This window comes from Luteolibacter rhizosphaerae, from assembly GCF_025950095.1.
Taxonomy (GTDB): Bacteria; Verrucomicrobiota; Verrucomicrobiia; order Verrucomicrobiales; family Akkermansiaceae; genus Haloferula; species Haloferula rhizosphaerae.
In genome coordinates this window covers 16,276-29,660 of record NZ_JAPDDR010000021.1, presented here as the reverse complement: position 1 = coordinate 29,660, position 13,385 = coordinate 16,276, and the positions used below count along the sequence as shown (strand labels likewise).

The 13,385-nt window shown below is 63.1% G+C and carries 14 protein-coding genes; 8 read left to right on the top strand and 6 right to left on the bottom strand.

What is annotated here, in order from left to right; all coding sequences use genetic code 11:
• Positions 1–49 precede the first annotated feature (49 nt).
• From OJ996_RS25310 to OJ996_RS25300, 3 genes are all read right to left on the bottom strand, one after another.
• Positions 50–1,351, bottom strand: coding sequence for a hypothetical protein (locus OJ996_RS25310; protein WP_264516552.1), 1,302 nt, complete (start codon positions 1,349–1,351; stop codon positions 50–52).
• A gap of 104 nt (positions 1,352–1,455) precedes the next feature.
• Positions 1,456–1,644: a hypothetical protein gene (locus OJ996_RS25305; RefSeq protein ID WP_264516551.1), complete on the bottom strand. Its 189-nt coding sequence runs from the start codon at positions 1,642–1,644 to the stop codon at positions 1,456–1,458.
• Positions 1,645–1,676: 32 nt separating this feature from the next.
• Positions 1,677–2,195 carry an RNA polymerase sigma factor gene (locus OJ996_RS25300; RefSeq protein ID WP_264516550.1) on the bottom strand — a complete coding sequence of 173 codons (519 nt, stop codon included), beginning with the start codon at positions 2,193–2,195 and terminating at the stop codon, positions 1,677–1,679.
• Positions 2,196–2,448: 253 nt separating this feature from the next.
• Here OJ996_RS25300 and OJ996_RS25295 point away from each other — a divergent pair, with 253 nt between their 5' ends.
• Positions 2,449–3,465: an OmpA family protein gene (locus tag OJ996_RS25295; RefSeq protein WP_264516549.1), complete on the top strand. Its 1,017-nt coding sequence runs from the start codon at positions 2,449–2,451 to the stop codon at positions 3,463–3,465.
• Positions 3,466–3,489: 24 nt separating this feature from the next.
• Positions 3,490–5,409 (top strand): serine/threonine-protein kinase, encoded by a 1,920-nt coding sequence (locus OJ996_RS25290; RefSeq protein WP_264516548.1) that lies wholly within the window; start codon positions 3,490–3,492, stop codon positions 5,407–5,409.
• An 8-nt stretch (positions 5,410–5,417) separates the two neighbouring features.
• On the opposite strand, the gene OJ996_RS25285 is transcribed toward OJ996_RS25290, so the two are convergent.
• From OJ996_RS25285 to OJ996_RS25275, 3 genes are all read right to left on the bottom strand, one after another.
• Complete coding sequence (locus tag OJ996_RS25285) at positions 5,418–6,959, bottom strand: sulfatase family protein (protein ID WP_264516547.1); 1,542 nt, start codon at positions 6,957–6,959, stop codon at positions 5,418–5,420.
• Between the two features lie 47 nt (positions 6,960–7,006).
• On the bottom strand, positions 7,007–7,777 hold the full coding sequence (locus OJ996_RS25280; RefSeq protein WP_264516546.1) for a hypothetical protein: 771 nt from the start codon (positions 7,775–7,777) through the stop codon (positions 7,007–7,009).
• Between the two features lie 66 nt (positions 7,778–7,843).
• Positions 7,844–10,003: an FUSC family protein gene (locus tag OJ996_RS25275; RefSeq protein WP_264516545.1), complete on the bottom strand. Its 2,160-nt coding sequence runs from the start codon at positions 10,001–10,003 to the stop codon at positions 7,844–7,846.
• Positions 10,004–10,112: 109 nt separating this feature from the next.
• Here OJ996_RS25275 and OJ996_RS25270 point away from each other — a divergent pair, with 109 nt between their 5' ends.
• The 6 genes from OJ996_RS25270 to OJ996_RS26495 all read left to right on the top strand — a co-directional run bounded on the left by OJ996_RS25270 (position 10,113) and on the right by OJ996_RS26495 (position 13,352).
• Positions 10,113–11,015, top strand: a complete 903-nt coding sequence (locus OJ996_RS25270) for a tetratricopeptide repeat protein (RefSeq protein ID WP_264516544.1) — start codon at positions 10,113–10,115, stop codon at positions 11,013–11,015.
• A gap of 44 nt (positions 11,016–11,059) precedes the next feature.
• On the top strand, positions 11,060–11,608 hold the full coding sequence (locus tag OJ996_RS25265) for an NUDIX hydrolase (protein ID WP_264516543.1): 549 nt from the start codon (positions 11,060–11,062) through the stop codon (positions 11,606–11,608).
• A 35-nt stretch (positions 11,609–11,643) separates the two neighbouring features.
• The gene (locus OJ996_RS25260; protein WP_264516542.1) at positions 11,644–11,961 is read left to right on the top strand and encodes an ArsR/SmtB family transcription factor; all 318 of its coding nucleotides are present in this window, start codon (positions 11,644–11,646) and stop codon (positions 11,959–11,961) included.
• Positions 11,958–12,401, top strand: coding sequence for an SRPBCC family protein (locus OJ996_RS25255; RefSeq protein ID WP_264516541.1), 444 nt, complete (start codon positions 11,958–11,960; stop codon positions 12,399–12,401). The genes OJ996_RS25260 and OJ996_RS25255 overlap by 4 nt, the downstream gene beginning before the upstream one ends.
• 20 nt (positions 12,402–12,421) lie before the next feature.
• Positions 12,422–12,886: an SRPBCC family protein gene (locus OJ996_RS25250; RefSeq protein WP_264516540.1), complete on the top strand. Its 465-nt coding sequence runs from the start codon at positions 12,422–12,424 to the stop codon at positions 12,884–12,886.
• Between the two features lie 100 nt (positions 12,887–12,986).
• Positions 12,987–13,352: a (2Fe-2S) ferredoxin domain-containing protein gene (locus OJ996_RS26495; RefSeq protein ID WP_345783811.1), complete on the top strand. Its 366-nt coding sequence runs from the start codon at positions 12,987–12,989 to the stop codon at positions 13,350–13,352.
• Positions 13,353–13,385: the final 33 nt, after the last annotated feature.

Here is a 13,385-nt window from a genome sequence, read left to right as displayed (position 1 = left end):
CGGGAAACCGGAGCGGCTTTTTTCGTCGGGAGCGGAAGCGGGCGGACGATCAAGGGCGGTCGTCGCCGCTGCCCGGGGTGCTATCGATCGGACCGGGGTTCACGACCGTGCCCTTCGGGTCGAGCGGCACGCGACGGACTCCTCCGACACCGCTCTGCTGTCCTTCACCCACGGGGCGGACCTGATCCACACCCCTGCCGCCTTGCAGGCTGTATTGGCCCGGACCCCCGCTGCTTTGCTGACCATCGGCATGCTGGCGCAGGAGATCGAGCGGGACCAAGCCGGCCACGGTCGCAGCGGAGGGCCCGCTGCGGACTCCGTTGCCAATGCCATCCGGAGTGCGATCGGCGCCGCTCTCCGTCGCAGGACGAACATCAACGTCGGCATGGCCGTCCGGGTAGGTCGTCATGCTGCTCTGGCTGCCATCGGGAGCGATGACGGTCTCGGTGGTGGAAATGATCCGGCCATCGGCATCACGGCGGGTATCGTGGCTGACGACGGTGCCATCGTGCTTGGTGGTGCCGTCGTGCTCGACCGTGACATAACGGCCATTCTGGTCATGGGTCTCCGTCACGCTGTAAGTACCTGTGCTCCCGTCGCGATTGGTGTAATCGACCTGATAAGCATCGCCATTGTCCTCGCCCGATGGCGTGGCGGCGCTGCGCTCGCCGAAGTTGCCCATCGTGCCATTGAACCCGCTGCCTGCTCCGAAGCGGGTGCGATAACCGTCAGCGAACACATCGCCGTGGCTGACGTGGCCGCGAGTGGAATTCCGCTTGGCACCGCGAACGTCGGTGAGGCCGCCGTTGTCTTCACGTTGCTTGATGCCGGCGGGAGCCTGGGGTTGCCGCGGGGTGTAGCCGTTGTCTTGGAAGGGATCAGCCGGGCCTTGCGGACCGCGCGGCTGGGCACCACCGGTGAGGCCGTGCTCGCGGAGTCCTTCGAGCGCGCCGTTGCGCAGCGATTCCATCTCGCGCAGGCCACTGGCGACTCCGCGCCCGGCGTGAATACCGGCAGCCTTGCCGGGAATCCGGTTATCCTGCGGGATATTCCTGCGGATCGAGCCCGAGGGGATTACGGCCTTTCCCGGAAGGGTGGCTGAGATACGGGGAGCCTGACGGGCGATTGCAGGCTTTTTCGTGGGCGCCACATTCACCCGGGCGGCAGGGACGCGGGCCTGAGGCACAGGCATGACGCGTTTGATGGGAGCAGGTGCCTGACGTGGTGCGACGCGGGCCGCGATTTGCTGGATCTGGGCCCGGTTCGTGTTCGATCCCCTCCCCTTTTGCTCCGCCATCAAAGGGGAGGATGCGGTGAGGAGGGCGAGGCAGATGGCGATATTCGTCTTCATGGGATGCGTTTGGTTCGTGGTTTCTGCGGCCCGTGATCGAACCGCTGCATCCCCTGTCTGGCGGTGCCCTCCCGCCCGTTACATCCTCCTCGAAAAAAATCCGCTCAGCGGGAGAGCGCCATGCGCAGGGCGTCCAACTCCTCTTGAATGGCTTCCGGCGTCGGGTCCACCAGCGTATCCGCCACCACGACCCGCAAGACCTCGCCGAAGCGCTTGCGCAGGCGATGTAGCGTCACCCGCAAAGCTTCCGGAGTGCAGTGCAACTGCGCCGCAGCCTCCTCGTGAGAGGGCACGGACTCGCCCGCCAGCGGTGCAAGCAGCGGCTTCAGGATGACGAAAGCCCTCTCTTTCCCCGCTGTCCTCTGCTCCTCCGCCACCGCTTCAGTGCGGACTCCAGAAGTGCGAAGGCGCAGCTCTTCTCGAAGTGGTGCTCGGGGGTATCATGCTCGCTGCCGGCCGCTTCGAAGTCGTCGTCATCGGCCATGGCATCGAGCGAGAAGATCTCGCGACCACCACCGCGCTTCTCCGCCTGGCCTTTCCGCCACTCTCCGCGCTGCCAGCGCTGGAGCGCTCCGAGGAGATAGCTGCGCATGCGCCCGCTATCCGACTGGGCCTTGGCGAAGAGATCTTCCTCCAGCAGGGAGATGAAGAATCCTTGGGTAGCATCCCGCGCTTCTTCCACCGGCATGCCGCGGCGGCGCAGGAAACCGTAGATCGGTCGCCAATAAAGTGTGCAGAGGTCCTCCAGAGCGCTGCGCTTCCGACCGGGATCAGTTGCCGCGCGGGCACCGGCGACGAGGCTCCACCGCGTGACAGGAAAGGGTGCGTCGCTGCGAAGATCCATCACAAGAGCCTAACAAAGATCGCGGGGCGGGCAATCATCCTCTCCCGGCCACAGGGGGACTTGGACCTTGTCACCGGCTGGGGCAACTGGTTCGATATCCTTGACCTTCATCGATCCGGACACCTCACGGAGTCACCTCTTACCCGCCGGAACACGAGACTCCAAAAAAGTCCGTAACGTTTATCCATCGCCCGCCAGACATGGGACAGCGGTGCCGGATCTGGCACCCCCACTCCTAACCGAACCTGCCTCCATGAAACTCCGTCTGATCGTCACCCTTTTCCTTTCCTCGCTTCTCGCCGCCTCCGCCGCGGAGAAGCTTGTGCCCACCCAGGATGCTCCCGGATTCAAAGACTACCCCGGCCTTCCTCGCTACGAAGGCTCCGCGCTAATCCTCCAGTCCTCGAAGAAGTTCGGTGAACTGGGCCTCCAGATCGGCGGCCTGAGTGCGCCCGACTCCGCAGACCCGAAGGAGGTCCGGAAGGTCGAGGGTGCGCTCCACCGCAGCACTTATCTCCTGCCGAACGTGGCTGCGGGCAAACGGACCAGCCAAGAGGTCGCGGAGAACTACACCGCAGCTCTGAAGGACGCAGGCTTCACTCCGATCTGGTCGGGTGAGGATCGCGATATCCGCAACGGCCCGCCACGCCGCTACTACGCCGTTCCGGAACTGGGCCATCAGGTCTTCACCACCGGTGTGAAAGAGCGACGCTACCAATGCCTGGAGAAAGGCGGCCTCTACATCGCCGTCTATGTCGCCACCCGCTTGTGGGAGATTCCGGTGAAGGAGGACATCAGCCCGTGGAAGAAGGAGCTGACCCTGCCCCAAGACTCGATCGTGATCCAAGTCGACGTGGTGAATACCAAACCGATGGAAGACAAGATGATCCACATCTCCGCTGCGGAGATGCAGAAGTCGATCTCTGCCAGCGGCAAGGTGGCGATCTACGGCATCCTTTTCGATTTCAACGAGGCCGTGATCAAGCCGGAGTCTGCACCCACGCTGCAGGAAATGGCCTCGCTACTGAAGGCCGAGCCCTCGCTCAAGGTGCTCGTTGTCGGCCATACCGACAACGTTGGAGCCTTCGAATTCAATGAGGATCTCTCGAAGTGCCGTGCCAAAGCCGTGGTCGAGGCGCTCGTCAGCAAACACGGCATTGATGCCGCCCGCATGACACCGCTCGGCGCTTCCTTCATGGCACCCGTGAGCACGAATGCCACCGATGCCGGCCGCGCGCTGAATCGCCGCGTGGAGCTGGTCGCCCGCTGAGTTTCCCTCACTGCCCATTCCGCTGTGAAACCTCCACCCATCATCTCGGGGCTCGACCCCGCCGCCCTGTTCGACATGGCGGCAACAGCGGGCGATGGCGACGAACTTGAGTGGGAGCCGCCGTCCTTGGAAGAGGCTGCCGCGCTGTTCCCGAGGTGGCAGGTGCTACGCCTTCTGGGTCGCGGCGGCATGGGGGCGGTTTACCAGATGCACCAGCCGGATCTCGAGCGGGACGTGGCGGTGAAGTTGCTCCCGATCGAAGCCTGCCGTGACGAACATCAGGTGGAGCGCTTCCGGCGCGAGGCGCGGACCTTGGCCAAGCTTCGGCATCCCGGGATCGTCGCTCTCCATGAGTCCGGACTCAGCCCTGCCGGGCACTTCTATTTCGTGATGGAGTATGTCGATGGCTCGACTCTCGGAGAACTCATCGCCGCGGGGAAGGTGGACGCGGCCATTGCCATCGCCGTCACCACTCAAGTCTGCGAGGCTCTGGCCTACGCGCACGGTTTGGGTGTGGTGCACCGTGACATCAAGCCTTCCAACATCCTGCTCGACTCAAGCGGGCGGGCGAAGGTCGCCGACTTCGGGCTCGCCCGGGTGGACCAGGTGGCAGCAGCCGGAGCCTTGGACCTTTCCCGCACCGGGACCTTCATGGGCACTGCGGCCTACGCCGCACCGGAGCAAGTGCGGGATGCCTCGAAAGCCGATCACCGTGCCGATATCTACGCGCTGGGCGTCTTGCTCTACGAGATGCTGACCGGCGAGCTGCCACGCGGAGTGTTTCAGGCACCCTCGCGGAAGTCGGGTAGCGATACCCATCTGGACGATGTGGTGCGCAGGGCGCTTCAGGAACGGCCCGAGGACCGATATCAGGCAGCGGCCGAGCTGAAGCAGGACATCACTCCCCCAGCATCACCAATCCGAAAGAGCAAGTCTCCTCTACCGTGGCTGGCTGCACTCTTGGTCATTCTCCTCGCCGCTGGCGGGGCATGGCAACTCATGCGGAAGGCTCCTCAAGCGAAGGAAAGCGCAACGCTGCCCGTTGCTCCCGCGCCCTCCGAACCAAAGCAGGAGAACCTGATTCGGAAAGAATCACCGCCACCCGAAGTCGCGAAACCCGCCCCGCCCACACGCACTCCGGATGCCCCTGCTCCCACCGGCGAGCCCCTCGTGAAAGTCTGGTCGATCGAGCCCCTGCCACCTTCGGCCCAGCCACCAGCAGAGCTGCTGCTCCGTCCATGGAAAGATGCCGTTCTGCTCGCGACCGGTGGTGTGGTGCTGCATCCGGATTCCACGCTCTCCTGCTGGAGTGAAAATGCTCCAGGCAAGATCATGAAGCCATCGCTGGAGGTGTCCGCAGTCTCCGGGGCGGGAGATACCGCCCTCGCACTCACCGCCAATGGTGAGCTGCACCGCTTGTCTCCCGATGGAAGCATCAAGCATCTCACCAGTGAGATCCGCGGAATCTTCTCTTCCGCCCAAGCTGGGCGCGCCGTAGCGGTCAAGAAGGACGGGAATGCCATCCTCATCAACATCTCCGCGGGAACAACCGAGAGCTTGCCCGCGATGGCCTTTTCATCCTTGGCCATCACCGCGGATGGAATGATTTGGGCGACGGATGAGGCCCGCCAACTCCATCGGCTCAAGGAGGATACTTGGATTCCGGAGAGCGATATCCCTCCCGTCGCGCAGATGGCTACGGGAGATCAGTTGCTAGTGCTTGATGATCGCGGCCACCTGCAATCTCCGGGTGGCACCGTCCCTGACGGTCTCTCCGCGATCGCCTCGATCCAAGCGGCTAGCGGATACTACCTCGCGGCAACTTCAAGCGGGCGCTACACGATCTGGGGCTCTTCCGTAAGCGATGGCCCGCAGCGGCTCCGGGGCGCCGAAGGGATCACGCACCGACGGATCGGACGCAAGGGCCTAGTGGCGGAGTGGTAGTGAGATATTTAGTTCCCGAGAATGGGAAGAAGCGCGGTCACACGCTCCGGGAACTCGATCGCCTTGCCATCGTTGTCACGCTTAGGACCAGCAGTCGTGCGACCATCCTTGATCGCCTTGGCCAAGGCGGCGGCAAGTTCCTTCACGCGCTCCGCCTCGGCTTCCGCAAGATTCTTCGATTCGGCGGGATCTTCCTTCAGGTTGTAGAGCTGAACCGGATAGGCCGCTGCTGCCTCAGCGGTGCCGGGCTTGGGATCCGACCAACCGCCGGAATCAGGGCAGAGGCAGAGTTTCCAATCGCCTTGGCGGACGGCGAAGGCGCCTTGGGAGGAATGATGAATGGTGAAGCTGCGGGTGTAGGTCCCCTCTCCTTTCAGAAGCGGCAGGAGGGAGAAGCTATCCTCCGCGGCATCCGCCGGAATGGCAGTAAGCTTGCCCGCGACATCGGCAGCAGTGGCAAAGAGGTCGTTGAGGCAGATCGTAGCGGGAGAAGTAGAGCCAGGCTTCACGATACCGGGCCAACGGACGAGGAAGGGGACGCGATGACCGCCCTCGAAGATATCGGCCTTGGTGCCGCGCAGATCTCCCAAGGGCTTGTGGTCTTTGGCGAGCAGGGGTTCGATCTTGGCCCACGGCGCGAAGCCATTGTCAGAGGTGAAGATGAGGAGCGTGTCCTTCGCGATACCGGCGGCTTCGAGTTCGGTCATGACTTCGCCCACGACCCAATCGGTTTCCATGAGGAAGTCCCCATACTCGCCGATGCCCGACTTTCCCTGCCAATGCGGGCCCGGGACGATCGGCGTGTGCGGACTGGTGAGCGGGAGGTAGAGGAAGAAAGGCTTATCCTTCGCCGTAGCGCTGCGGCGGATGAAGTCCCGGGATTCCCTCGCAAAATCGGGTAGGCACTTTACTGCATCGAAGTCAGCCGTGGCGGCGCCGGGGCGGAGGTAAGTCTTCGTCACCGTGGGGAACGCGATCGGCTTGTCATTCCTCAGATAAAGATAAGGCCCCATGTCGAGCGAAGCCGGGATGATAAAGCTTTCATCGAACCCGAGTGCGAGCGGACCGCCTTCAAGCTTCGAGCCGTAGTCGAGCGCCCAGCCGGGACCTTCGGTCGGGCCGCTCTCCGCCTTGCGAGCTTCCGGCAGGCGTTTCCAAGCGAGGCCCAGATGCCACTTGCCGACCACCGCGGTGCGGTAACCCGAATCTCGCAGAAAGGAAGCCACGGTCCGACGGGAAGGCGGGATCAGAGGCTGACTGTTGCCCTGCAGCACTCCGCTCTTGAGCGAAGAACGCCAGTTGTATCGGCCTGTTAGGATCCCGTAGCGGGTGGGAGTGCAGACGGAGGAGGAAGAATGGGCATCGGTGAAGCGCATGCCCTCGGCCGCCATGCGGTCGAGATTCGGGGTAGGAGCCTTTCCTCCGGCATGCTGTGGATCGCCGTAGCCCATGTCATCCGCGAGGATGAAGACGATGTTCGGCGGCGAGGCGGAGAATGCCGACGCAGAGAGCAGAAGGAGCAGCCCGAGGACGCGGGAACGGAAGGCCATGGATCAAGCTAGCGCAGCCGCAACAAGCGGAGGCAAGCGACGATTCCTTAACAACATTCCGCGACCACCTCGGCGCAGGGCTTCGCGGGGCGGCCGGCACCTTGCCGCAACATGTCCTCGCGCAAGCCGCGGATGAAGCCCGACATGCCGCGCCAGATGCCGCTGTAGAACTCCCTGTCCGTAGCCCCCATGCCGCGCAGGGCGCCGCGATGATTGACCCAGAGCACGGTGCCGGCAGCGAGACCGCGCAGCCGGAAGAAGAACTCCCAGCACTTGCCATAGCCTCTGCCGAAACGCGCTCCCTCGCTGCAGAGGCGGGCCCGATGAAAGGCGATGTGACCTGCTTCATCGCGATTGATCAGGGCGCACATGCCCTTCACCGCGGGATCCGGGCAATGCTTGGCCGTCATCTTGTAGTAAACGTGGCTCGTGATCTCCGTGAGCAGGAGCGCGTAGAGCTCGAAGCTCACTCCGGCGATACGGCGCACGCCACAGAAGAACTCGAAGCTCCAGTGCGATTGGATCTCCGGTGTCTTGAAGCGCTTGAGTGCTTCGCCAAGAAGGCGCGAATGCCCTTCCTCTTCCTTGAACCACAGGTCGACCAGCGTCTTGAAGCCCACATCCGAGGCGAGCAGGCGGCGATGATTCCAAGCGATCAGGTAGGCCGGGCCACCGCCATCGCCGAGCTGGAACTGTTGGAGCGACTTGACCAGCTTCTCCAATGGAGGGCCCGACATGACCAGAGGGGCGTCCCAGTCGGGTTCGGGACGATCGAGGGCATTGCGGCGGAAGTGTTCGATCCAGTAGTTGAGATTCATTGCACGGCCAGCATTCGCAGGCCGCATGAAGACTTCGCGGCGTATGTCCGAATCCGCGGTGAAGATTCAGGGAAGCTTCGTGACGGAACGCGCGGCAAGGATCATGGCACCAAGCTCGGTGACGATCCGCGAGAGCTGCGGATAGACCCAAGGCTCGCGGAATCTCGATGGATCGCGGTGATCGGGGTCAATACCCGGGGTGCGGAAGGCTTCGAGCAACACGAGTGCTGACTCAAGCTCCGCCTTTTCCCTACTGAAGAGAGCTTGAAAGGATACCGCACCCATATCGCGAAGCTCCGCGATGAGTTCGGGGTGACGCGATCTGATGTCATTGAGGTGAACCGCGATGACATTGAGCGCGTTGGCTACCCGCTGGTTGCCATTTGCGAGAGCGGCGGCTTGCTCCAAGCCTTCTCGATGGAGCTTGGGATCCGATGACATGCGGCGTAGCGAGGAGAAGACTTCCGCGTTTGCGGACTCAGCCGCCTTCTTGAGGTCCATCAAGGGCTCGTCATTGGGCAGGCCATCTCGGAGATGATCGAGCACCGCATCGAAATAGATGCGATTGGCGGCGAGAGCCTTTGCCGCGATGGCAGGGAATCGCGAGCGCTCCCAAACCGGCCAGAAGATGAAGGCGGCGGCAAGGGCGAGTAGACCACCAGCCAGGGTACAGGCCATGCGCTCGACCGTGAAAGCGAGAGTCACCGGCTGGTGGGCTTCCACCAGAAGCACCACGACGAGCGTGATGAAGAAAACCGCCACGCCGTAGCTGCGTTTCACGAAGTAGGAGAAGAGCGCGATCATCACCGCGATAGCAGCGTGGATCACCGGCAGCGGCGGATGCAGCCAAAGCAGACTGCTTGCAAGAAGCCCGCCTGCGACAGTGCCCAAGACGCGCTCACCGGCGCGCTTACGGGTGGAACCGAAGTCAGGCTGTAGCACCACCAGCATGGTGAAGGGCAGCCAGTAGCCATGGGGAATGCTGCTGAGTTTGAAGAGAAGGACACCGCCGAGCACCAGCACCGCGAGGCGGACCGTGTGGCGGATCAAGGCAGGCTCCATCGAGGTGCTCAGGTTAAGCGATGCGGCGAGCGGGCGCAGGGTCAGCGTGCGGAGATCGAAGAGTTCGGGGGTGAACGCGGAGCGCTCGTCCGCACGCTCGATGGTTGCGGCAAGGGCTTCCCGCACTATCGGAAGCTGGCCGGATACTTGGCCGAGAAGATCTTCCAACTGCGCCGCGATGACGGGATCGCCCGCTTGAGCCCGGATCTGTGACTGGAGCACGGTGAGAAGGTTCTCCAAACGGGTGAGACGCACGTCGAAGGCCGCGAGATGGGAGGCTTGCCGGGAGACGCTTGCGAGCGCCACGGAGCGCGCAGCATTCCCGAGCGAGGCCAATGCCGGCAGGAAGGCGGGCTGAAGGCGGCGGAAATCATCGTGCCGGCTGGCGACCTCCAGCGCGGTATCGAGCGCGATCAGACGCATAGCGAGACGCGCGGCTGCGAGATTCAGCAGCTCGAGCTGGCGGAGCAATTTGCCGGAGAGGTGCTTGGAGGCGGCAAGAGTCGCTTGGGAACGGTTGAGCACGTCCCGGAACTCTGCCTGCTTGCGGGCGACAGTTCCGGCGCGCTCCTTCGGATCCGAATCGTACGCGGCAATGAGGTCGGCAAGGGCGATCCACGTCTCCCCCACCGCCCGACGAAGCGGGTGCTGGGGATGGAAGGGCCAGAGGATTACCTGCAAGGCCACCGAGAGCAATCCGCCACCGAGGGCGGAGAGCGCGGGATGGCTCGCAGGCGGACCATGCGTATGCGGTGCCAGTGCGACGAAGCAGACCAAGCCGGACGACACGGCGAGACCCGGACCGTAGTCCGAACTGAGGTGACGCCACAATCCGCCGGAAACGATCACCGCCAAGGTTCCGGCAAGGGCCAGGCCGAGGTGGGCCGAGCCTATCACGCCTAGCTGGGTGGATGCCGCCAGGATCAGGCTCATGGCGAGAAGAAGCCCGAGGCGGAGGGAGTAGGCACCGCGAACATCGACCAAGGCGATGGCATGGGAAGCGAGGCAGGCGAAAACGGGATCGAAGCGGCCGGGAAAGAGCGGCGCGATGAGCAGCGGCAGCATGAAGGCCACCGTAGAGCGGACGGCGCGGTTCAAGTCCGGCTGTAGCATCTCGCGCTCGAAAAAGCGTGGTGCTGGCTCTCCGGTCTCCGCGGGCGGCATGCGCGAACAGCCTCCGGTAGATCCCCGGGGCGATCAAGCGAAAGGGCCTGACGGCAGGTTCATGGGCTTTGCTTCCGCCCCGGATCGGGGTTATGTAGCGCTCCCGGCCATGAAGCTTCCCATCCTTACCCTGCTCGCCCTCGCGGTCTTCGCGCGGGCCGATGAGTTCAGCGATGAGTTCAAACGCATCCGCGAGTCGAAGGACCACGGGTCGATGGTGAAGCTGCTGGAGGAGGGCGAAACCAAGCAGGCCGATAACGCGAACTACTATGCGCTCGCGGCGAACTACTGGTGGAGCTTCGCGGATCAGCCGAATCTCTCGACCAAGTCGGCGAAGGCGGGCGAGCCATCGATCCGCGATCCGAAGACGGATAAGGAAGTGGGCAGCATCAGCACGAACGGCGATCTGGATCCCGGCCTGCGGCAGAGGGCGCTGGATCTAACGACGCGCGGCTTCGAGAAGTTTCCGGAGCGGCTCGATATCGGATTCGGACTCGCGCAGGTGCAGTTCAAGATGGGCAAGAAGAAGGAAGCGGTGGCGACGCTTGGAAGCATCCTGAAGGTAAGCAAGGAAAAGCCGGGAGACCTCAAGTGGGGCAATGGCGAGAAGCTTCCCGCACCGGCCGCGGAAATGGTGCCGGAGTCCATCCACGGCTACACGGTGCCGCTCTTCGAGGAAGGGACGGAGGAGTCGACCCAACTTTGCAAGGAGCTCGCCGAGGCCACGATCGCGGCCTATCCGGAGCACCCTTTCTGCTACAACATCCTGGCTGCAATCGCGGATACCAAGGGCGACCAGAAGGAAATGCTCCGGCTCCTGAAGCTGGCCCATGAGAAGGCCCCGGAGGATGCGCTCGTCTTGCTCAACTTGGCGGAAGCCCAGCGAGGCGCAAAGCTGTCGAAGGAAGCGATCGCCTCCTACAAGAAGGTATTGGCGCTGGAAGCGGACGAGGAGCTCAAGGACGCGGCGAAGGAAGGAATCGAAGCGCTGAAATCCGGGGAGGAAGAGTAAGGCACGGCACTTGCCATCGCCGGGTAATCGGCGAGCCTGCCGCCGTGCATCGACAGCCCCTTCTCGACCAACTCGCCGCTTATCAGCTCAAGCACCCCGCGGAGGCGGAGACGATCGCGCGCTTCATCGCCTTCGTGCAGCGCTGCCCGGATTGCTTCGAGCGCTCGCTGCTGGAAGGTCACATCACCGGGTCCGCGTGGATCATGGATTCGGACGGCGGGCGGGTGCTGCTGACGCATCACCGCAAGCTCGATGCCTGGCTGCAGCTGGGCGGGCATGCGGATGGTGAGGCCGACGTGCAGGCGGTGGCACTGAAGGAGGCGCGTGAGGAGTCGGGACTGGAGGACTTCGAGGTCTTGGGTGAGGGCATCTATGATCTGGATATCCACCTGATCCCGGAGCGGAAGGGGGTGCCGGAGCACTATCACTACGACGTGCGCTACCTGCTGCGGGCCACGGGGAGCACGGACTACGTGGTGAGTGAGGAATCGCACGACCTGCGCTGGGTGGCGGTGAACGAGGTGGCGACGCTCACGGAGGACCAATCGATGCTGCGGATGGTCAGGAAATGTCTGTCTGAAATGGAAAGTTGACATGCAACCATTTGGTTGCCTATTTTCACCCGCAGATGGACGAAGTCTTCAAAGCACTGGCCGATGAAAGCCGGCGCGCCTTGCTGGACCGGCTCCATGCCCGGAACGGACAGACGCTCGGCGAACTGTGCGACGGGCTCGACATGACCCGCCAGGCGGTGACGAAGCACCTCGGGATTCTCGAGGCGGCAAACCTCGTCGCCACCGTGCGCCGCGGGAGGGAGAAACTGCACTACCTCAATCCGGTACCGATCCATGAGATCGGAGTGCGCTGGATCGGTAAGTTTGAAGTGCAGCGACTCGACGCCCTCGCGGAACTGAAACGAAACCTCGAACAAGACCAGCAGCCATGAGCACTCCGAAACTCGTCTATGTGACCAAGATCCGCACGACTCCCGCGAAACTGTGGGAGGCGCTCACCAACGCCGACTTCATCGAACAATATTGGTTCGGTTGCCGGAATACCTCAACATGGAAGGAGGGTGATCCGATCGAAAGCCGTGATCCCGATGGAACGCTTTCCTGGAAAGGCACTATCCTCAAAAGCGTGCCCGAGAGCGAAGTGATCTTCACCTTCGACCATCTGGTGGAAGAGCCGCCCTCGCGGGTGACTTTCAAGATCGACCCGCTGGGGGCGGGCGAGGTGCAGCTCACCGTCACTCACGATGAGTTCCAAGAAGTCAGCCCGATCCGGGACCGGGTATCGAACGGTTGGCCATCGATCGTGGAGGGGGTCAAGAACCTGTTGGAGACCGGTGCTGCCGAGCTGAAGGCGGGCTGCGGGGCGAAGTGAAATCCTGAATCCCGGAAACCATGAACGATCCGAAATTGATTTATGTGACCCTGATCCGTACCACCCCGGCCAGGCTGTGGGAGGCGCTGACAAACCCGGACTTCATCCAGCAGTACTGGTTCGGCCGACGGAATACCTCGAGCTGGAAGGAAGGCGAGGTGATCGAAAGCCGCTCACCCGAGGGGGAACTGGAGTGGCACGGGAAAATCCTGAAAAGCGTGCCGGAGACGGAGGTGGTCTTCAGCTTCGACGACCTCGAATATCCCGAGCCGCCCTCGACCGTGACCTTCAGAATCGAAGCGCTGGGAACGGGCACGATGCCTCAAGGACAAGCGGTGCAGCTCACGGTGATCCACGATGACTTCCCGGCGGAGAGCAAGGTTCGCGAAGGCGTGATGAATGGCTGGCCGGCGATCCTGAGCAGCCTGAAGTCGCTACTGGAAACCGGGAAGTCGCTGGAGCTGGGGTGGAAGGGAGACGGCTGACTCTGTTAGGGCTAGGTGCTGTTGGATCAGGTGCTTCCTGATCCGCAGCCGCGCCCCCGGCATCCGGGAAGACGGACTGGACTGAGGCGATTTTTCCCGAATGGATGGGGGCGTGACGCGCGACGAGGAATTGCAGGCTGCCGCCCGGGCTGCGGGGGTGGGGCTGGGAGAGAAGCACATCTTCTTGTGTGCGGACCCGCAGAAGCCGAAGTGCTGCGACCCGGAAGTCGGGCGGAGGTCTTGGGATTTCTTGAAGCGGCGGCTGGCCGAGGTGGGGCGAGAGGGGCCGGTGATTTTGCGGACGAAGGCGGATTGTTTGCGAGTGTGTTTGAGGGGGCCGATCGCGGTGGTTTATCCGGACGGGGTGTGGTATCACTCTTGTACGCCAGAGGTGTTAGAAAGGGTGGTGAGCGAGCATTTGCTTGGGGGGAAAGTGGTGGAGGAGTTTCGGTTGAGAGGGGTGTGAGGGGAGGGAAAAAGGCCGGAGCGGGATGGCGGG